The 19,332-nt window shown below is 59.1% G+C and carries 22 protein-coding genes and 1 tRNA gene; 18 read left to right on the top strand and 5 right to left on the bottom strand.

Annotated elements, in window-relative coordinates:
• The first annotated feature begins 12 nt into the window (after nucleotides 1-12).
• Both ICI42_RS17530 and ssb read left to right on the top strand, forming a co-directional pair.
• Complete coding sequence (locus tag ICI42_RS17530) at nucleotides 13-1,326, top strand: replication-associated recombination protein A (RefSeq protein ID WP_188165879.1); 1,314 nt, start codon at nucleotides 13-15, stop codon at nucleotides 1,324-1,326.
• Between the two features lie 645 nt (nucleotides 1,327-1,971).
• Nucleotides 1,972-2,505, top strand: coding sequence for a single-stranded DNA-binding protein (ssb, locus tag ICI42_RS17525; RefSeq protein WP_188165878.1), 534 nt, complete (start codon nucleotides 1,972-1,974; stop codon nucleotides 2,503-2,505).
• A gap of 115 nt (nucleotides 2,506-2,620) precedes the next feature.
• Here ssb and ICI42_RS17520 read toward each other — a convergent pair whose 3' ends face one another.
• Nucleotides 2,621-3,250 (bottom strand): MarC family protein, encoded by a 630-nt coding sequence (locus tag ICI42_RS17520; RefSeq protein WP_188165877.1) that lies wholly within the window; start codon nucleotides 3,248-3,250, stop codon nucleotides 2,621-2,623.
• Nucleotides 3,251-3,492: 242 nt separating this feature from the next.
• On the opposite strand from ICI42_RS17520, the gene gyrA reads away from it, so the two are divergent.
• A complete protein-coding gene (gene gyrA, locus ICI42_RS17515) occupies nucleotides 3,493-6,294 on the top strand; it encodes a DNA gyrase subunit A (RefSeq protein ID WP_188165876.1) in 2,802 nt (933 codons plus the stop codon).
• A 79-nt stretch (nucleotides 6,295-6,373) separates the two neighbouring features.
• Here the strand turns inward: gyrA and ICI42_RS17510 are convergent, their stop codons facing one another.
• On the bottom strand, nucleotides 6,374-6,526 hold the full coding sequence (locus ICI42_RS17510) for a hypothetical protein (protein WP_188165875.1): 153 nt from the start codon (nucleotides 6,524-6,526) through the stop codon (nucleotides 6,374-6,376).
• Between the two features lie 184 nt (nucleotides 6,527-6,710).
• On the opposite strand from ICI42_RS17510, the gene coaD reads away from it, so the two are divergent.
• Genes coaD through tgt form a run of 6 tightly spaced genes read left to right on the top strand, consistent with a single transcriptional unit; the run spans nucleotide 6,711 to nucleotide 11,036 of the window.
• The gene (gene coaD / locus ICI42_RS17505; protein ID WP_188165874.1) at nucleotides 6,711-7,211 is read left to right on the top strand and encodes a pantetheine-phosphate adenylyltransferase; all 501 of its coding nucleotides are present in this window, start codon (nucleotides 6,711-6,713) and stop codon (nucleotides 7,209-7,211) included.
• 35 nt (nucleotides 7,212-7,246) lie between these two features.
• A complete protein-coding gene (locus ICI42_RS17500; RefSeq protein ID WP_188165873.1) occupies nucleotides 7,247-7,834 on the top strand; it encodes a peptidylprolyl isomerase in 588 nt (195 codons plus the stop codon).
• 23 nt (nucleotides 7,835-7,857) lie between these two features.
• Nucleotides 7,858-8,373: a peptidylprolyl isomerase gene (locus ICI42_RS17495; RefSeq protein ID WP_188165872.1), complete on the top strand. Its 516-nt coding sequence runs from the start codon at nucleotides 7,858-7,860 to the stop codon at nucleotides 8,371-8,373.
• Nucleotides 8,374-8,383: 10 nt separating this feature from the next.
• Nucleotides 8,384-8,833, top strand: a complete 450-nt coding sequence (locus ICI42_RS17490; RefSeq protein ID WP_188165871.1) for a DMT family transporter — start codon at nucleotides 8,384-8,386, stop codon at nucleotides 8,831-8,833.
• Nucleotides 8,833-9,909 (top strand): tRNA preQ1(34) S-adenosylmethionine ribosyltransferase-isomerase QueA, encoded by a 1,077-nt coding sequence (gene queA, locus ICI42_RS17485; RefSeq protein ID WP_188165870.1) that lies wholly within the window; start codon nucleotides 8,833-8,835, stop codon nucleotides 9,907-9,909. The genes ICI42_RS17490 and queA overlap by 1 nt, the downstream gene beginning before the upstream one ends.
• Entirely contained in the window at nucleotides 9,906-11,036 is a 1,131-nt protein-coding gene (gene tgt / locus ICI42_RS17480; RefSeq protein ID WP_188165869.1) for a tRNA guanosine(34) transglycosylase Tgt, read from the top strand. Before queA ends, tgt begins: the two co-directional genes overlap by 4 nt.
• Before the next feature lie 17 nt (nucleotides 11,037-11,053).
• On the opposite strand, the gene ICI42_RS17475 is transcribed toward tgt, so the two are convergent.
• Together ICI42_RS17475 and ICI42_RS17470 are read right to left on the bottom strand one after the other, a co-directional pair.
• Nucleotides 11,054-11,467 carry a DUF4864 domain-containing protein gene (locus ICI42_RS17475; RefSeq protein WP_188165868.1) on the bottom strand — a complete coding sequence of 138 codons (414 nt, stop codon included), beginning with the start codon at nucleotides 11,465-11,467 and terminating at the stop codon, nucleotides 11,054-11,056.
• Nucleotides 11,406-11,675 (bottom strand): hypothetical protein, encoded by a 270-nt coding sequence (locus ICI42_RS17470; RefSeq protein WP_188165867.1) that lies wholly within the window; start codon nucleotides 11,673-11,675, stop codon nucleotides 11,406-11,408. Before ICI42_RS17470 ends, ICI42_RS17475 begins: the two co-directional genes overlap by 62 nt.
• 38 nt (nucleotides 11,676-11,713) lie before the next feature.
• Between ICI42_RS17470 and ICI42_RS17465 the strand changes: the two genes are divergently transcribed.
• From ICI42_RS17465 to ICI42_RS17435, 7 genes are all read left to right on the top strand, one after another.
• Nucleotides 11,714-12,058: a hypothetical protein gene (locus ICI42_RS17465; protein ID WP_188165866.1), complete on the top strand. Its 345-nt coding sequence runs from the start codon at nucleotides 11,714-11,716 to the stop codon at nucleotides 12,056-12,058.
• Nucleotides 12,059-12,163: 105 nt separating this feature from the next.
• Entirely contained in the window at nucleotides 12,164-12,400 is a 237-nt protein-coding gene (locus tag ICI42_RS17460) for an Lrp/AsnC ligand binding domain-containing protein (RefSeq protein ID WP_188165865.1), read from the top strand.
• A gap of 147 nt (nucleotides 12,401-12,547) precedes the next feature.
• Complete coding sequence (locus ICI42_RS17455) at nucleotides 12,548-13,960, top strand: circularly permuted type 2 ATP-grasp protein (protein ID WP_188165864.1); 1,413 nt, start codon at nucleotides 12,548-12,550, stop codon at nucleotides 13,958-13,960.
• A 102-nt stretch (nucleotides 13,961-14,062) separates the two neighbouring features.
• Nucleotides 14,063-15,004, top strand: a complete 942-nt coding sequence (locus ICI42_RS17450; protein ID WP_188165863.1) for an alpha-E domain-containing protein — start codon at nucleotides 14,063-14,065, stop codon at nucleotides 15,002-15,004.
• A gap of 11 nt (nucleotides 15,005-15,015) precedes the next feature.
• Complete coding sequence (locus ICI42_RS17445; RefSeq protein WP_188165862.1) at nucleotides 15,016-15,813, top strand: transglutaminase family protein; 798 nt, start codon at nucleotides 15,016-15,018, stop codon at nucleotides 15,811-15,813.
• Between the two features lie 31 nt (nucleotides 15,814-15,844).
• Nucleotides 15,845-16,576, top strand: coding sequence for a proteasome-type protease (locus ICI42_RS17440; RefSeq protein ID WP_188165861.1), 732 nt, complete (start codon nucleotides 15,845-15,847; stop codon nucleotides 16,574-16,576).
• Nucleotides 16,577-16,655: 79 nt separating this feature from the next.
• A complete protein-coding gene (locus tag ICI42_RS17435) occupies nucleotides 16,656-17,444 on the top strand; it encodes a DeoR/GlpR family DNA-binding transcription regulator (RefSeq protein WP_188165932.1) in 789 nt (262 codons plus the stop codon).
• A 53-nt stretch (nucleotides 17,445-17,497) separates the two neighbouring features.
• Here ICI42_RS17435 and ICI42_RS17430 read toward each other — a convergent pair whose 3' ends face one another.
• Complete coding sequence (locus tag ICI42_RS17430; RefSeq protein ID WP_188165860.1) at nucleotides 17,498-18,052, bottom strand: BA14K family protein; 555 nt, start codon at nucleotides 18,050-18,052, stop codon at nucleotides 17,498-17,500.
• A 244-nt stretch (nucleotides 18,053-18,296) separates the two neighbouring features.
• Here ICI42_RS17430 and ICI42_RS17425 point away from each other — a divergent pair.
• Nucleotides 18,297-18,372: transfer RNA gene (locus ICI42_RS17425), tRNA-Lys, on the top strand.
• A 141-nt stretch (nucleotides 18,373-18,513) separates the two neighbouring features.
• Nucleotides 18,514-19,260, top strand: coding sequence for a cytochrome c biogenesis CcdA family protein (locus ICI42_RS17420; protein ID WP_188165859.1), 747 nt, complete (start codon nucleotides 18,514-18,516; stop codon nucleotides 19,258-19,260).
• Nucleotides 19,261-19,332 lie beyond the last annotated feature (72 nt).

Below are 19,332 nucleotides of genomic sequence, written 5' to 3'. Positions count from 1 at the left end.
ACGGATCATGACATGGCCGATCTCTTCGGTACGGGCGCGGCCGACACGCCGCCTGCGGGACGCCCCCTGGCGGATCGGCTACGGCCCAGCCGGCTCGAAGACATTGTTGGCCAGGAGCATCTGACCGGCGAGGATGGAGCGCTGACCCGGATGATCCGTTCTGGGTCGCTGGGGTCGATGATCTTCTGGGGGCCGCCCGGTACCGGCAAAACCACGGCGGCACGCCTTCTGGCCGGGCAGACCGGCCAGAGTTTCGAGCAGATTTCTGCGGTGTTTTCCGGTGTCGCAGACCTCAAGAAGGTTTTTGAAGCCGCCCGCCTGCGCCGAGCGAACGGAAAGCAGACGCTTCTTTTCGTCGATGAGATTCATCGGTTCAATCGCGCGCAGCAGGATTCCTTCCTGCCGGTGATGGAAGACGGAACCGTTATTCTTGTGGGTGCCACGACCGAAAATCCGTCTTTCGAACTTAACGCCGCCTTACTGTCGCGGTCGCGCGTGCTCGTGTTCCGGTCGCTTTCGGAAGACAGCATCGCTCAGTTGCTGATCCGGGCCGAAGAGACCGAAGGTAGACCGTTGCCGCTGGATGAAGAGGCGAGGGCGGTTCTTGTTCGCATGGCTGACGGCGATGGCCGCTCGTCGCTGACGCTCGCCGAGGAAGTCTGGCGCGCGGCCGGCCCAGGCGAGGTGTTCAGCGCGGAGAAACTGCAGGACATCGTGCAGCGACGTGCCCCGATCTATGACAAGGGACAGGATGGACACTACAATCTGATATCTGCGCTGCACAAATCGGTGCGCGGCTCCGATCCCGATGCAGCACTTTACTATCTTTCCCGCATGTTTGATGCCGGCGAAGATCCGCTCTATATCGGCCGGCGGCTGGTTCGCATGGCGGTGGAGGACATCGGACTCGCCGATCCGCAGGCGCTCGTCATCGCCAATGCGGCCAAGGATGCCTATGACTATCTCGGCTCGCCCGAGGGGGAACTGGCTTTCGCCCAAGCTTGCGTCTATCTGGCGAGCGCTCCCAAATCCAATGCGGTTTACAAAGCATTCAAATCGTCGATGCGCGCGGCCAAGGAGTTCGGCTCGCTGCTGCCGCCAAAGCATATCCTCAACGCTCCAACGAAGCTGATGAAGGACGAGAGCTACGGCGACGGCTATCGCTACGATCACGATCAGCCCGACGCCTTTTCCGGGCAGGACTATTTTCCAGAGAAGATGGGACGGCACACCTTCTACGATCCACCGGAGCGCGGCTTCGAGCGCGATATCCGCAAACGTCTTGACTACTGGGCGAAACTGCGTCGCGAGCGCAGCCAAGGCTGATCGGTTCTTAGTGTTTCAACTTTAACCGATTCAATCACATTTCAGCTCGTTTGGGTGGTTTGCCGTTGACGGTCGACAAGCGATGGCGCACCCTCATCCTGTCGTTGCAGGCACGTTGAATACAAGCCTTTCTGAGACGAATGGCAGTCTGCGAGACGCCGCAGACATGTGTGCAGCAATCGATCATGGAACCAACCGAAGAAGGAGTGAGGTATGACTCCACCGGAGAGTCCCCAAAGGCTTCGCTAAAAGCGAGGCCGCGGCAAGGTCCGAATTCCTTGTCGATATGATTTCAAATCAGAAACTGTAGTCGGATCAGCAGTGATACTGCGCAGCATCCGAATTCACCGTCGAAGCTGGCTTCGACGTAGTCGCAGAAGCGACAAAAAGAAGGTCTTGCTGGTCTGATGACCGCAAGACCTTTATTTTTAAAAGCGGTTTCCTTGGAGATGCAAACAAGGTGGCGTGCACGAATTCCTACTAGAGGAGCTTGAAATCGATGGATGGTCGCTATAGAACATAAGGAGAACAAAAACTGCTGTGGACAGTGCGCGGCCAATTCGGCCAAGGACGGCGCATTTGGCAGGCCGATGCGCTAGGGTGCGGCAGTTAGATGGTTTCGGACGAGCGCAGGAGAGCGGTGTCATGGCAGGTAGCGTCAACAAGGTCATTCTGGTCGGTAATCTCGGCGCTGATCCTGAAATCCGTCGTCTGAATTCCGGCGACCCGGTCGTCAACATCCGGATCGCGACATCGGAAAGCTGGCGCGACAAGAACTCCGGCGAGCGTAAAGAAAAGACAGAGTGGCATAATGTCGTGATCTTCAACGACAGTCTCGCCAAGGTCGCCGAGCAGTATCTGAAAAAGGGCATGAAGGTTTACGTCGAGGGTCAGTTGCAGACCCGCAAATGGCAGGATCAGACCGGCAACGAGCGCTATACCACGGAAGTGGTGCTGCAGAAATTCCGTGGCGAGCTTCAGATGCTGGATTCTCGTGGGCAGGGCGGCGACAACAGCGGTCAGTTCGGCGGTTACTCCGGCGGTGGCGGCGGGGGCCGCAATGTGGGAAGCGATTTCGGCCAGTCCAGTCCAAGCGAGGGCTTTTCTCGCGGCGGCGGAAGCGGCGGTGGGTCGCGCGGCGGCGGTTCGCAGGATCTCGACGACGAAATTCCGTTCTGAGCAATATCGACGTCGCTTTGACGACGCCATTGTTCTTCATGGGTCATCGGCTCGGAAATCCTGCGGATTCCGAGCCGATTTCTTTTGTGGGAGTTTTCTGCGACTCGCCGCTGCGTTAAGCCGCCATCAACGCTCTCACGCCATCGGCGACGAATTGAACGGCAAGGGCGGCGAGGATGACGCCCAGCAGACGGGTCAAAATCGAGCGACCGGTTTGGCCGATCAATTTGTCGATGCTTTCGGATAGCACGAAGACGGCGTAGGTGATCAACAGGCAGGCGAGGATGATGCCGACCAGCATGGCCTGTGCCAGCCATCCACCGAACGAGCCGGACAGAAGCACGGTGGCCGATATCGCGCCGGGACCGGCGATAAGCGGTATGGCCAGGGGGAAGGCGGCGATGTCATGGATCATGTCCCTGGTAATCGCGACGTCGGAAATCTTCTCCTTCCGGTCCGTCCGCTTCTCAAAGATCATCTCGAAGGCGATGAAGAACAGCAGCAGGCCACCCGCCACGCGGAACGCTGGCAAGGTGATGCCGAAGACAGACAAAACGCCTGCGCCCACAAGCGCGAAGAGGGCCAGAACGCCAAAGCCCATCACGCATGCGCGCACCGAGACCTGCTGCCGCTGCTGGCGGTTCATGCCCCGCGTCACGGCCAGGAAGATCGGCACCAGCCCCGGGGGATCGATGGTTACCAGGATGGTCACGAAGGCGTTGAAGACATTGTCCAGCGTTGGCATGCGCTCTCCTCGTCTCAGAGCAGGCTAGCCCGGCGCGCAGTTCTTCACCAGAGGAGAATGGTCGATTCCACGCCCGATCAGCAACTTGTCGGAAACGAGACGGCAAACGTTTTAGGTTTTTACGCCTATCCTTTTGAAATAAAGAGGAAAATCAGCTCTGGAAAACCACGTTCGACATTGGAGAAAACCGTCGCATTCCTATATATAGCTATGATGATTCTTAAACTTTGCGTGGTCCGATTTTGACTGATCAGAAAACTCCGCGCGGACCGGACGGTCCTTCAGGCATCGAGCCCATTTCGATCATGGAGGAGATGCAGCGCTCTTACCTCGATTACGCCATGAGCGTCATCGTGAGCCGCGCGCTGCCAGACGTTCGCGACGGCCTCAAGCCGGTGCATCGCCGCATCCTTTATGCTTCGCATGAAAGCGGCTATCACTGGAACCGCAAGCATGTGAAATCCGCGCGGCCCGTTTCCGACGTGATGGGTAAATACCATCCGCATGGCGACGCCTCGATCTACGATGCCCTGGTGCGCATGGCCCAGGATTGGTCGATGAGCGTGCCCCTGATCGACGGGCAGGGTAATTTCGGCTCCATCGACGGCGATCCGCCTGCGGCGATGCGCTACACCGAGGCGCGCCTGACGAAGGTTGCACATGAACTGATCGAGGATATCGACAAGGATACGGTCGATTTCCAGGAGAACTATGACGGCTCCGACAGCGAGCCCAAGGTCATTCCAGCCCGCTTTCCCAACCTGCTTGTGAACGGATCGGGCGGCATCGCCGTCGGCATGGCGACCAATATCCCGCCGCATAATCTTGTCGAGGTGTGTAACGGCGCCATCGCGGTGATCGACAATCCCGCCATTTCGCTGCCCGATCTGATGGACATCATTCCTGGGCCTGACTTCCCCACGGGCGGTCTGATCCTTGGGCGTTCAGGCATCTATAACGCCTACACCACCGGGCGGGGCTCCGTCGTCATGCGGGGTAAGGTCGCCATCGAGGAGATGCGTGGCGACCGCGAGGCGATCATCATCACCGAGGTTCCCTTCCAGGTGAACAAGGCGACTATGATCGAGAAGATGGCCGAACTGGTGCGCGACAAGCGCATCGAAGGCATCTCCGACATCCGCGACGAAAGCGACCGGCAAGGCTATCGCGTCGTCATTGAGCTCAAGCGCGATGCCAACACAGAGGTAATCCTCAACCAACTCTATCGCTTCACTCCGCTGCAGACGTCGTTCGGCGCCAATATGGTTGCGTTGAATGGGGGCAAACCCGAAGTAATGAACCTCATGGATATGCTGACGGCGTTCGTCGCATTCCGCGAGGAGGTCATCAGCCGCCGCACCAAGTTCCTGCTGCGCAAGGCACGCGACCGCGCCCATGTGTTGGTCGGCTTGGCTATCGCGGTTGCCAATATCGATGAGGTGATCCGTCTTATCCGGGCTGCACCCGACCCGCAGACGGCGCGCGAGCAGTTGATGGAGCGCCGCTGGCCGGCGCGCGACGTCGAGTCGCTGATCCTTCTGATCGACGATCCGCGCCACCGCATCAACGAGGACGGCACCTACAACCTATCCGAAGAACAGGCCCGCGCGATTTTGGAGCTGCGTCTGCAGCGCCTCACCGCGCTTGGTCGCGACGAGATTTCGGATGAACTCAACACCATCGGTGTCGAGATCAGCGACTACCTCGACATCCTGTCGTCGCGCGCGCGCATTCAGCAGATCGTCAAGGATGAACTTGCCGCTGTACGAGACGAGTTCGGCATGCCGCGCCGCACCGAGATCACCGATGCCGGTTCGGACATGGATGACGAAGACCTGATCCCGCGTGAGGATATGGTCGTCACCGTCAGCCATTCCGGCTACATCAAGCGCGTTCCGTTGTCGCTGTATCGGGCTCAGCGCCGTGGCGGCAAGGGGCGCTCCGGCATGGCGACGAAGGAAGAAGATTTCGTCACACGGCTGTTTGTCGCCAATACCCATACACCGGTGTTGTTCTTCTCCTCACGCGGTATCGTTTACAAGGAAAAGGTGTGGCGGCTACCGATCGGCAACCCGCAGTCGCGGGGCAAGGCCCTGATCAACCTGCTGCCAATAGAGAATGGCGACCGGATCACTGCGATTCTACCGCTGCCCGAGGATGAAAACAGTTGGGGCGATCTGGATGTGATGTTCGCCACCACGCGCGGGACCGTTCGCCGCAACAAGCTGTCTGATTTCACCCAGGTCAACCGCAATGGCAAGATCGCCATGAAGTTCGACGAGGAAGGCGACGCCATCCTCGCGGTAGAGACCTGCACGGAAAACGACGATGTGCTGCTGACCGCCGATACAGGCCAGTGCATCCGGTTCTCAGTGACCGATGTCCGCGTGTTCAAGGGCCGGGATTCGCAGGGCGTGCGCGGCATCGCGATGGGAGCGGAAGACCGCGCCATCTCGATGACGATCCTCGAACATGTCGATGCGAGCCCCGCCGAACGTGCCGCCTATCTCAAGCAGGCGGCCAATGAGCGGAAGGTCGCGGGTGTCGAGGAAGAAGAAATCGCGCTGACCAACGAAGATATCGGCGAGGAGACAACCTTGCCTCCGGTCCGCTACGAGGAGCTCAAGGCCCATGAGCAATTCGTGCTGACCGTTACCGAATATGGTTATGGCAAGCGCTCGTCGTCCTACGACTTCCGCCTGACCGGGCGCGGCGGAAAAGGCATTCGTGCCACCGACGTCTCGAAGGTCGCGGAAATCGGACGTCTGGTCGCAACCTTCCCGGTCGCCAATGAGGACCAGATTATGCTGGTGTCCGATGGCGGGCAGGTCATCCGGGTGCCCGTCAACGGCATCCGTTTCGCCAGCCGCGCGACCAAGGGTGTCACCATCTTCAATACCGCTGATGACGAGAAAGTCGTGTCCGTCGAGCGTATTTCCGAGCCGCAAGGTGAGGAAGATATGGAAGGTGAAGTATCTGGTGCGACAGCGGAAGATGTGGGTTCCGCCGGTTCTATACCTGACGAAGGCAACACCGAGAACTGACAGGGTAAGCCAATACAAAAAAGCCGCTCTAAGATTTAGAGCGGCTTTTCTGTTTCTGACTGGAGGGTCAGCAGGTAATTCAGTTCAACTGATGCGGCGCACGCCAGCCAAGCAAATCGAGGCGTTTCGTGCTTTCTTTCACCCGGGCTCGCTCTGCCTCCTGGTGAAGGCCGAAAGCCGTAGCGATCAGCATTGCGATGGTCATGGCCGCGGCAAGCATATAGATCATCATTGGCATGTTCTCCTGGATCAAGAACGGGCAAAGCCGGATTTGGTTCATGCATCGTGGTCCAGAGAGTGTTCACAACTCCTTGAACTGGACCTGAACGCCAAACTCATTTGCGGTTCATGCTTAATGACTGATTGCATTTCGGCTGCCGCTTTCCCCTCGTCGCAGGATCGGTTAGAAGCACCGCATGACAGAACGCATCGCAATCTATGCAGGCTCCTTCGATCCGCTGACCAATGGCCATCTGGACGTGTTGAAGGCGTCGTTGGCTGTTGCCGATACCGTGCACGCGGCCATTGGCATCCATCCCGGCAAAAAGCCGCTGTTTTCTTTCGAGGAGCGGGTCTCCTTGATCGAAGCCGCCTGTAGCGCGGAGTTTGGGACGGACGGGGCGCGCATCAAGGTCGTGGCATTCGATGGTCTGGTTATCGATGCGGCGCGCAAGATCGGCGCATCGATCATGATTCGCGGCCTGCGCGACGGCACGGACCTCGACTACGAGATGCAGATGGCAGGCATGAACGAAACCATGGCTCCGGACCTGCAAACCGTTTTCCTGCCCGCCAGTCCTTCGGTGCGCACCATTACTGCCACACTCGTGCGCCAGATTGCGGCGATGGGCGGCGACATCCGTCCCTTTGTTCCGGCCAATGTCGCCGGTGCGCTGACCGCAAAGTTCAAAGCATAGGGTCTTTTCCCTCAAATCCCTGACGGAGCCGTTTTATGAAAATGAGGACCTTAGCCTCTTCGTTCGTTATTGCCGCCGGCCTTCTCGCCGGATCATTGTCCGCTATGGCCGCAAGCCCGGAGGACACGATGATCATCACGTTGAAAGACGGCGACGTCACCGTCGCTCTCCGCCCCGATCTGGCGCCTAAGCATGTCGAGCAGATCAAGAAGCTGGTTCGTGAGGGCGCCTATGACAACGTTGCCTTTCATCGTGTCATCGATGGGTTCATGACGCAGACCGGCGACGTTCAGTTCGGCGATATGACCGATGGATACAACCCCGCGCGCGCCGGCACCGGCGGTTCGGAACTGCCCGATCTGCCAGCCGAATTCTCCAAGGAGCCTTTCGTGCGCGGCGTGCTTGGCATGGCGCGTGCCCAGGATCCAAACTCGGCCAATTCCCAGTTCTTTATCATGACCGACACCGCGTCTTCGCTGAATGGCCAATACACGGTCGTCGGCAAAGTCGAGACCGGGATGGAACTGGTGGACAATATCAAGAAGGGCGATTCTTCCATGAACGGGGTTGTCAGCGACCCCGACCGCATGGTGAAGGTGCGCATCGCCGCAGACAACAAGTAATCGGATAGAAAAGGACAGGCACAATGGCCGAGATCAAAGATCGCGAGAACGCACTCATCATGGAAACGACCAAGGGTACGGTCGTTATCGAACTGTTTCCGGACCTCGCTCCCGGCCATGTCGGCCGCATCAAGGAACTGGCTCGCGAAGGTGCATATGATGGCGTTGTCTTCCATCGCGTCATCGACGGTTTCATGGCGCAGACGGGCGACGTCAAGTTTGGCAAATCGACCGGCGCTTCCTTCAACCCCGCGCGCGCCGGCATGGGCGGTTCGGACAAGCCAGACCTGAAGGCAGAGTTCTCCAACGTCAACCACGCCCGCGGCACCTGCTCGATGGCACGCTCGCAGAACCCCAATTCCGCGAACTCGCAGTTCTTCATCTGCTTCCAGGATGCTGGCTTCCTCAACCGCCAGTATACCGTTTGGGGTCAGGTCATCGAAGGCATGGACAAGGTCGATACCATCAAGCGCGGCGAGCCGGTCCAGGATCCCGACAAGATCGTGTCGATGAAGGTCGCCGCCGACGTTCCGGCCTGAGACAAAAAAGGTGGCCGGCGTGTTGTGGTCGCTGCTCGGAATCCTGGCTGGCGCTTTTGTCGCCACCCAGGCTCCGATCAATGCCGCGCTCGGCCGCGGGCTGGGCCTGCCGGTGGCCGCCGCCGCCGTCTCGTTTCTCGTGGGCGCCATCGTTCTGGGTCTCGTCACCGCGGCGATGACCCAGACGCAAGGCGTTTCGCTGGGTTGGCGCACGCCTGCGCCCTGGCTCTTCGTAGCGGGTGGCGTCCTGGGCGCGGCCTTTGTGACCAGCGGCGTTCTGCTGGTGCCGCGGATCGGAGCTGCCGCCACCATGGCTTTTCTCGTCACTGGCCAACTTCTGGCGGGACTGGTCATGGACAGGGTAGGGTTTCTGGGCCTCGCTGTGCGTGAAATCACTCTTGGCCGTGTTGCCGGTGCGCTCATGCTTCTGAGCGGGGCGCTGCTCATTCGGTTGACCTGATGCGCGTCGATCTGTTCGATTTCGATCTGCCGGAGGCGAGTATCGCTCTCAGGCCATCAGAGCCGCGTGACGCGGCAAAGCTATTGCTGGTCCGTCCAGACCAGAGGTTTAAGGACTTGATCGTCCGCGACCTGCCGTCGCTGCTTCGACCCGGCGATGCTTTGGTGCTGAACGATACCAAAGTCATCCCTGCGCAACTCAGCGGAACCCGGTTCCGAGGCGAAAACATGTCGCAGGTCGACGCGACGCTTCACATGCGCGAGGCCCCGGACCGGTGGCGTGCCTTCATGCGGCCCGCAAAACGTGTCGCCGCCGGCGACCGCATCCGGTTCGGTCACGACAGCGCCGTTTGCCTGACGGGTGCACTGGATGCGACGGTCGTCGAGAAGGGCGATGCCGGCGAGGTCGTTCTTGGCTTCGATCTTTCGGGCGCGGCGCTGGACGAGGCGTTGCACGCTGTCGGCCATATTCCGCTGCCGCCCTATATCGCTTCCAAGCGTCCCGAGGACGAGCGCGACCGCGCCGATTATCAAACCGTCTATGCGCGGGAGGAGGGCGCGGTTGCCGCCCCGACAGCAGGCCTGCATTTTACCCCTTCGCTTTTTTCAGCGCTTGAACAAGCGGGCGTCGAAAAGCACTTCGTCACCCTCCATGTCGGCGCGGGCACCTTTCTGCCGGTCAAGGCAGACGATACCGCCGACCACAAGATGCATGCCGAGATCGGCCATGTCTCGGCCGAAACCGCCGAAGCGCTTAACACGGTCCGGGCACGGGGAGGGCGCATCGTCTCGGTTGGCACCACCTCGCTGCGCTTGCTGGAAAGCGCCGCTAGGGAGGACGGCGCGTTGGCCGCGTGGTCTGGAGCGACCGATATCTTCATCACCCCCGGCTACCGCTTCAAGGCCGTCGACGTGCTGATGACCAATTTTCACCTTCCGCGCTCGACGCTGTTCATGCTCGTCTCGGCCTTCGCCGGTTTCGAGACCATGCGGGAGGCCTATGCGCATGCGATCTCAAATGGCTACCGCTTCTACTCTTATGGCGATTCCAGCCTTCTGTTCAGGAACGACCGATGACCGCTGATTTCTCCTTCAAGGTGCTTGCCACCGACGGAAATGCGCGGCGCGGGGAAATTTCGATGCCGCGCGGCGTCGTGCGTACGCCGGCCTTCATGCCGGTCGGCACCGGCGGCACGGTGAAAGCCATGTATATGGATCAGGTGCGCGGCGTAGGCGCCGACATCATCCTGGGCAATACCTATCACCTGATGCTCAGGCCCGGCGCAGAGCGCGTGGCGCGACAAGGTGGCCTGCATGATTTCGCGCGCTGGCCTTGGCCGATCCTGACGGATTCCGGCGGCTTTCAGGTCATGTCGCTGTCGAAATTGCGAAAGCTCAACGAACAGGGCGTGACGTTCCGCTCCCATATCGATGGCGCTGCCTATGAGATGTCGCCCGAGCGCTCCATCGAAATCCAGGGCCTGCTGGATTCCGATATCCAGATGCAACTCGACGAATGCGTGGCGCTGCCTGCCAAGCCCACCGAGATCGAACGCGCGATGGAACTGTCTCTGCGCTGGGCGGACCGCTGCAAGACGGCCTTTGGCGACCAGCCGGGCAAGGCGATGTTCGGCATCGTCCAAGGCGGTGACATGCCGGATCTGCGGGTCCGCTCTGCTCAGGCGCTCAAGGCTATGGAACTGAAGGGCTACGCGGTGGGCGGGCTTGCCGTCGGCGAGCCGCAGCAGGTCATGCTCGACATGCTTGAGGTCACCTGTCCCGAACTGCCCCAAGAGAAGCCTCGCTACCTCATGGGGGTCGGCACACCCGACGATATCCTGAAATCGGTGATGCGGGGTATCGACATGTTCGATTGCGTGATGCCGACCCGCGCCGGCCGCCATGGCCTTGCCTATACGAGGCGCGGCAAGATCAATCTGCGCAACGCCCGGCATGCTGACGATCACCGTCCGCTAGACGAGGAAAGCGATTGCCCGGCGGCCCGGGACTACTCCCGCGCCTATCTGCACCATCTGGTGAAGAGCCAGGAGGCTCTGGGGGCGATGTTGCTGACGTGGAACAACCTGTCCTATTACCAAAAACTCATGGCCGATATCCGCGAGGCGATTTCGGCCGGCGCGCTGACGGAGCGGGCGGCGACGATCTCCGAGGCCTGGGCGAGGGGCGATCTGGCGAAGCTGTAGACTGGCTGCCTCGCAGGTCAGATCGTCAAAGCGTTTGAGGCCTTGAGACTGACACCTTTGATACGCCAGCTTCCGTCCGGCTGACGCTCGAGCACATAGACCGCCTCATAGTTCTTGCCATCTTCGCCTGTGAGCAGGAGCTGTTGCACGACTTCGCCGGTGCCCATTTCCTCGACCTTGCCGAAACTATAGTCTTTTGGTCGGTAGACGGGCCTATAGGCGCCGGTGACCATGCCCATGAAGGATTCGAGCGTCGGAAATACCTGTCTCACCCCAGGCGCTGCGTAACCATAGGCGCCCGCATTGTCGCCCGAAGCGAAGGCTTTCAGCTGATTTTCAATGGTCGATTGCGCCGCTTGGATTTCCGCCTCACCCGCGTTCGCCCCAAACGGAAACAGCAGCAGCAATAGAACAAACAGCCTTGTCGGCATGACTTTCCCCTTTTCGGTCGTTCACATTAGGATACGAGGGGTGGGAGCTTTCGGTTTCCTGGTTGCTGGCAAAGGCTTGATCTTCTTTGGCGAAGGGCACGCAATATTGGAAAAATCCCAAAGACAAAATTTTTGCTGTCTTCGCCTCGCTTCGTCTAGGCCGATATTGCTTTTTCGCAACCAGGAACGATAGAACAATTTGCGGCATTCAGCCGTTTCAATACTTCTTCACAATGGGGAAATTCTGTGAAGCATATCGCCACTTTAGCCTTGCTGTCGGTTGCGCTGGTTGGTTGTGCCTCCGTTTCGGAAGGGCGTTATAAAACCATGCAGACCGCTTTGAACGGCCCTGCAGAAACCCGAAACGCGGCCTTGAAGAAATGCGTGGACCGCGAAAAGAAGAGGTCGCTTACTCACAAACAGAATGTGGCGATGATAACCGGTGCCTCGGTCGAGGCCTATCCGGAGGTTTTCTGCAGACGCGTGATGAACGGAATCGCTTCTGGTCGTATCAGCTATCAAGACTATCTCCAGCTCCGGAATCCTGCAGCCGACAACAGCAAGATCGTCAAAATCGTTCAGGGTCGCTAAGCCTCTCCACCTTGCCGGCGGCGTTGTCCGTTGGCGCCTCCTGTCTTGAAACCCATGGCCGCCTCTGCCAAAAGTCCTGATCCAGAAAGCTTGCGGAGTGCGGCCATGAAGACCTTCTTTGTCCAGATCAAATGTGAGCTCGGACGCGCTTATGAAGTGGCGAGTGCGCTGGCCGACGCGGAGATCGCCTCGGAGATTTATTCGACCGCCGGCAATTTCGATCTTCTCGCCAAGTTCTATATCGACGACTCGGACGATGTCGGTCACTTCGTCAACGAACGTGTCCATGTGATCCCAGGCATTAAGGATACCTTCACCACGGTGACCTTCAGGGCATTTTGAGCCTGCGGGATAGGCAGTCACCCGCCCAAACTTCGGCAAATCTGCCTTGACTTTCAGCAATATGCTCCCATGTGCGACAACTATGCTGATTGCACTTGATTTTCACCGGACGCCCCAGTGAAATGCTCGTCACAGGGGAGTATTCGATTGACTGCGTTCGATGAAATGTTTCCGGGAGCGTCCGGACCAAGGCGGCCCTATGCTTCCTACGACCAGTGGCTGAAGGATCAAGACCCCGGTCGACTGACTGAAAAGATGCGGGACGCGGAAAGCGTTTTCCGTAAAACCGGGATCACATTCGCCGTCTATGGCGAGGAAGAAGCCGCCGAGCGGCTCATTCCCTTCGACATCGTCCCGCGCATCATTTCGGGCAACGAATGGCGACGGCTGACGCTGGGGATTGAGCAGCGCGTCCAGGCACTCAACGCCTTTCTCGACGATATCTACCACCGCCAGGAGATCCTGCGCTCCGGCCGTCTTCCTCGCGAGTTGATCGCCAACAATGTGGCGTTTCTGCCGGAGATGATCGGTCTGCGCCCGCCGGCCGGCGTCTACACGCACATCATCGGTGTCGACATCGTCCGCATCAGCGAAGACGAATTCTACGTGCTCGAGGACAATGCCCGCACCCCATCCGGCGTGTCCTATATGCTCGAGAACCGCGAGACGATGATGCAGCTGTTCCCCGAGCTCTTCAAACGGGTCAAGGTCCGTCCGGTCGAGAATTATCCGCAATTGTTGCGGCAATCGTTGGCTGCGGTGAAGCCGCACAACGTCGCCGGCGCACCCACCATTGCCGTGCTGACGCCGGGCAGCTTCAACTCCGCCTATTTCGAACACGCCTTTTTGGCCGACCAGATGGGCGTCCAGCTCGTCGAAGGACAGGATCTGCGGGTGGTGGACGGGCATGTGGCCATGCGCACGACCGAAGGCTACAAGCAGATCGACGTGCTCTATCGACGTGTCGACGACGACTATCTCGACCCGCTGACCTTCAGAGCGGATTCCGCGCTCGGCGTGCCAGGGATCATGGACGTCTATCGCGCCGGCAACATCACTATCGCCAATGCGCCCGGAACCGGCATCGCCGACGACAAAGCTATTTACTCCTACATGCCGGAGATCATCGAGTTCTATACCGGCCGCAAGCCGATCCTGGGCAATATCCCGACCTGGCGTTGCTCCGATCCGTCCAGTTTGTCTTATGTGCAGGAGCATCTGCACGAGCTTGTCGTCAAGGAAGTGCATGGTTCAGGCGGTTACGGCATGCTCGTCGGACCTGCGGCGAGCAAGAAAGAGCGCGAAGCCTTTGCCAAGAAACTTGCCGCGAGACCTTCGAACTATATCGCACAGCCGACGCTGTCGCTGTCGACCTGCCCGATCCTGACGGAAAAGGGACTTGCCCCACGTCACGTCGATCTACGGCCTTTCGTTCTGGTGTCCGACCGGATTCAGATCGTTCCGGGCGGCCTGACGCGTGTGGCACTCAAGGAAGGCTCGCTGGTCGTCAACTCCTCTCAAGGCGGAGGCACCAAGGATACCTGGGTGCTTGACGACTAGTCTTGTCGTCCGGGCCAAGGCAGCCGGCGCACTGTTCGCGCCGGTATAACATGAAAATGGGCAGGGCTGAGCAAAGCCACCCGAACGAGGAGCGGAGACTTCATGCTTCTGGGACGCACCGCGAACGGCCTCTACTGGATGAGCCGCTATATCGAGCGGGCCGACAATATGGCGCGCCTGATCGATGCTGGCTTGCGCATGGCTTTGACACGAACCCAGAATGCCTCGGAGGAGTGGAATTCGGTGCTGCTTTCGGCCGGCGCGGATGTCGCCTTTTCTCAGAAATACACCGAATACACCGCCAGCGAGGTGTCGGACTTCCTCCTGCGTGACACGACAAACCCGTCCAGCGTGATCTCATCGATCGAGACCGCGCGGAATAATGCGCGCATGGTTCGGACCGCGTTGACGCGCGAAACGTGGGAAAGCATCAACGAAGCCTGGATGTCGCTCAAGCGATTGCTGGCCTCGCCAATCGACGAACGCGAACTTCCCAAGGTGCTTGACGCCATCAAGCGCGAGACGGCACTGATCCGAGGCTCTTTTTTCGGCACAATGCTGCGCAACGAGATTTTCGATTTCTACCAGATTGGCACCTATATCGAGCGCGCCGATAACACCGCACGCATCCTCGACGTGAAGTATTACGTGCTGCTGCCCTCGATCTCATGGGTGGGATCGACACTAGACAACTATCAGTGGGAGTCGATCCTGCGTTCCGTCTCGGCGCATCGGTCATACCGTTGGGTCTACGATGCCGACTACAAGCCGTCGAACATCGCCGACTACCTGATCCTCAATTCGCGCATGCCGCGCTCCTTGACCTTCAGCTACCGCTTCATTACCGAGCATTTGCGGGCGCTGGCGCAGGATTACGGTGAGTTGCACAGCTCCCACGCCATGTCCGAGCGGATTTATTCGAAGCTTAAAAACGGGTCGATCAAGGACATCTTCGATGCCGGGCTTCACGAATTCCTGAACGATTTCATCTGCGACAACCAGGTCCTCGGCGACCAGGTCGCTCTCGACTACAGCTTCCATTGAGTGTCGAGCCCATGCGTCTGAAAATCACCCACCGCACCGAGTATCACTATGACCAGCCCATCCGTTACGGATTGCAACGGCTGCGTCTCACTCCTGTTTCCGGCCCGCTGCAGACGGTGATGGACTGGAAGCTGACCGTGGAGGGTGCGCAGGAAGAAGTGCGTTTCCTCGACCAGTTCGGCAATCAGACGATCCTTGTCAGCATCGGCGGCGCGCCCCAGACAGTCTCGGTCCTGGCGGAAGGCGAGGTGGATACGGCCGACAAAGCTGGCGTCTTTGGCCAGCATCGCGGCTTTGCGCCACTCTGGTTGTACCAGCAGGATACCCCGTTGACGGTACGGGGCGAGGGAGTAGCAGCCCTTGTGGAATCCTTGAGCGACGGCGGCGCCGATCTTGATCGCCTGCACCAGCTCAAGGAGGCTGTGGGCAAGCGGGTGGCCTATAGTTCCGGTCAGACGAATGTGGCGACTACCGCCGAGCAGGCCATCGCGGCTGGAGCTGGTGTTTGCCAAGATCATGCGCATGTGTTTTGCGCGGCGGCGCGCGCGCTCGGCTTTCCGGCTCGCTATGTCAGCGGCTATCTACTGATGGATGGCGTGGTGGAGCAGGTGGCCAGCCACGCCTGGGCGGAGGCGCATGTGCCGCGTCTGGGATGGGTGGCATTCGACGCCGCCAACGGAATCTCAGCCGACGAACGTTATGTGACCGTGGCTACGGGGCGAGATTATCGCGATGCGATGCCGATATCGGGGATTTTATTGGGGCAAGCCGAAGAACGCCTTGAAGTCCGCATAACGGTAGAGCAGTAATCCGGCTTCACTTTTGTCCGGATTGGATTCGATGACCTATTGCGTGGGGCTTAAGATCGACAAAGGGCTGGTGTTCATGTCCGACACACGGACCAATGCCGGCATCGACTCGATTTCCACCTTCAAGAAGATGCGGGTCTGGGAAGAGCCCGGCGAGCGCGTCATCGTTCTGATGTCAGCCGGCAATCTGGCAACGACGCAGGCGGTCGTCAGCCTGCTCGATGAGCGCACCAAGGCGGTAGCCGACCGCAACCCGACATTGCTCGAAACGCCTTCGATGTACCAGACCGCGCGTCTGGTCGGGAACACAGTCAAAGAGGTGATTGCGAGCTCCGCGCCCGTCGGACAGAAGGCCGACTCCTACTTCAACGCATCCTTCATACTGGGCGGCCAGATCAAAGGCAGCGAACCGCGCCTGTTCATGATCTACCCGGAAGGCAACTTCATCGAGTGCAGCGACGATACCCCATTCTTTCAGATCGGCGAGACCAAATATGGCAAGCCGATCATCGTCCGGGCGTATGATCGTCAAATGAGTCTCGAAGAGACGGTGAAGCTCCTGCTCGTGTCCTTCGACTCGACCCTGAAATCCAACCTTTCCGTCGGCCTGCCACTCGATCTGCTGTTCTACGAGAATGGCACCTACAAGGTCGGCCTGAAAAAGCGCATCGGGCTGGATGACCCCTATTATCGAACCATTTCAGAGGGTTGGTCGAGCGCTTTGAAGGCTGCTTTCCAAAGTCTTCCGGATTTTACCGGCTGAGCAAATCAACCGGCAGGTGCTTTTCATCGTTTTCGTTTCTGCCTAGAGTGCGTGGAAACGAAACTTGGAAACGCCGCCCGTGTATCTTTCTCCCCGTCAGTCGGAGATCATTCAACTCGCCAAGGAAAACGGGCGTGTTCTGGTCGATGACCTTGCCGCCCATTTCGTCGTCACGCCGCAAACCATTCGCAAGGATTTGAACGATCTTTGCGATCAGCGCCTGTTGAGCCGCATTCATGGCGGTGCGTTGTTTCCATCGGGCATTGAAAATCTCGAATATGAAGCACGGCGGAAAATAGCAGCCGATGAAAAGGACGCCATCGGGCGCGCGGCTGCACAGCTCATTCCGGATAACGCTTCGCTGTTTGTGAATATCGGCACGACGACCGAAGCCGTCGGCAAGGCGCTGCTCGATCACAAGGGCCTGATGGTGATCACCAACAACATCAATGTCGCGAACCGGATGCGTGTCTATCCGACGATGGAAGTGGTGATCGCTGGCGGGGTCGTACGCGGTTCGGATGGCGGCATCGTAGGCGAGGCGGCCGTCGATTTCATCAAGCAGTTCAAAGTGGACTATGCGGTTATCGGTGCGTCGGCCATCGACCATGACGGTGCCTTGCTGGACTACGACTTTCGCGAGGTAAAGGTGGCTCAGGCAATCATCGCCAATGCCCGGCACGTGATCCTGGTCTCGGACCGTACAAAGTTCGAGCGGACCGCACCGGTGCGAATCGCACATTTGTCGCAGATGGACACCTTCATCACAGACTACTGCGATCTACCCGGCATCCGGCGCATATGCGAAGAATCCGAAGTCGAGATGATCGAAACCCGAGGCCAGGCGCCTGCATCCCTGAGTGAATAAGCAAAAGGCCGCAGTCACGACCGCGGCCTTTCGATTTCTGGCCTGAAAGGCTATCAGCTGTAAGGCGAATAGCACTGCTGGCGACCACCATTGTATGGCTGGAACGTGTTGTCATAGGCTCGATATGAGCGATAACGGTTTGCGCACCACTGGACGTGTGCGTTACCGCTGCCACCGCGATATACTGGCGCCGGCTGGTTGTTGATGGCACCGCCGACAATGGCACCGGCTACAAACGCAGCTGCAGGGAACCAGAAGCCGTTATACTGGCGATAACCCGGACGCTGATACCGATAGCCGCGATGCCCATTGAAGTAGTGGTTATCGCCGCGCCGTACGATCCTTACGTTGTCACGTCCGCGATTCGGCACGCCAAACCGTGGTCCATCACGATCACGGCTGAAACGGGGGCCGTCACGTCCCACTCTCGGTCCATCGCGATTGCCGTCGCGGCGAAGCCAGATACGATCCTGCACCTGCTGCACGAGGGCGTTCTCAGCCGTTGCGGGTTTTGTCATGACCGGTGCTGCCATTGCTGGGATGGCACCCGAGATTGAGATTGAGGCGGCAAGCGCAGTCGCCATCAATCCGGAAAATAATTTCTTCATCGTATATCTCCTGGGTGGTTTCGTCCCTTTGGCTTGAGAAACGGGTGGCACGCTGGTTTGTTCCCCGCCGCCTTCGGTGTCCAGTTGACGCAATTTCAGATGCGACGCCTTCATCAGTCCGGAGGGCGCGGTCTCGGTCTGGGTAAATCCCCGACTTTCCGCCCTGTTTTCGCGATTTTCCGGTTGACCGCTTTTGGCGCCCTCCTTATGGTCCGCGCAACTTCGAAGGGCGTTGCCTTTCGGGGAGCGCGTAGCTCAGCCGGTAGAGCAACTGACTTTTAATCAGTAGGTCCAGGGTTCGAATCCCTGCGCGCTCACCACCAAATCTCCTGAGACGATCTTTGACGTGCCGGCACTCGTCCAATTCAGCAAACGCCTGCGCGGATTCGTCCACATAATGGTGATTGGAATCCGCAGGACACGGTGGGTATATCTCCGCCGCAGTTTCTGAGGCGATTGGCATGGCATTGGACGTAAGCTATCTCACGGCGGTCGGCGCGGGCGCGCTGTCTTTCCTATCGCCGTGCGTTCTGCCGCTGGTTCCGCCTTATCTCTGCTACATGGCCGGCGTGTCGGTCGACGATTTCCGCGCCGAGGGTGGCGTTGCAGCCAAGGTGCAGACACGTAAGGCGCTACTTTCGGCGTCTATCGCATTCGTTCTCGGCTTTACCACGGTCTTCGTGGCTCTGGGCGCTGGCGCTTCGGGGATCGGCAGGCTGTTGCGCGTCTATCAGGAGCCGTTGGCGATCGTTGCCGGTATCCTGATCATCCTGATGGGGCTGAATTTCCTGGGAGTGCTACGCATCCCGTTCTTGTCGCGCGAGGCACGGTTTCAATCCACAGGCAAGCCGACAAGCGCCATTGCCGCCTATTTGATGGGGCTCGCCTTTGCTTTCGGCTGGACCCCCTGCATCGGTCCGGTGCTTGGCCCCATCCTGACGCTTGCGGGCGGGCGCGAAACCGTCGGCGAGGGCGCTTTGCTGTTGTTCGCCTATTCGATCGGGCTCGGCATCCCTTTCCTTGTCGCGGCGCTGTTTTCGGGCGCTTTCATGCGCTTTCTCAGCCGTTTCCGGGTGCATCTCGGCCGCGTCGAAAAGGTGATGGGCGCTCTGCTCGTGCTGGCCGGTATCTTCTTCCTCACCGGGGGTATCCAGAGCATGTCCTATTGGCTTCTCGAGCGGTTCCCGGCACTTGGCCAATTGGGGTAAGGCGCCTCCATTGGAGCCGCGCGCCTGCGGTGCTAGAAAGGCGCGAATCCGCCTTTCCCGTCATCGAATCCG

This window comes from Oryzicola mucosus (genome assembly GCF_014534685.1).
GTDB lineage: Bacteria > Pseudomonadota > Alphaproteobacteria > Rhizobiales > Rhizobiaceae > Oryzicola > Oryzicola mucosus.
Note: the sequence above shows the minus strand (reverse complement) of the source record. Positions and strands in the feature narration are given on the sequence as shown.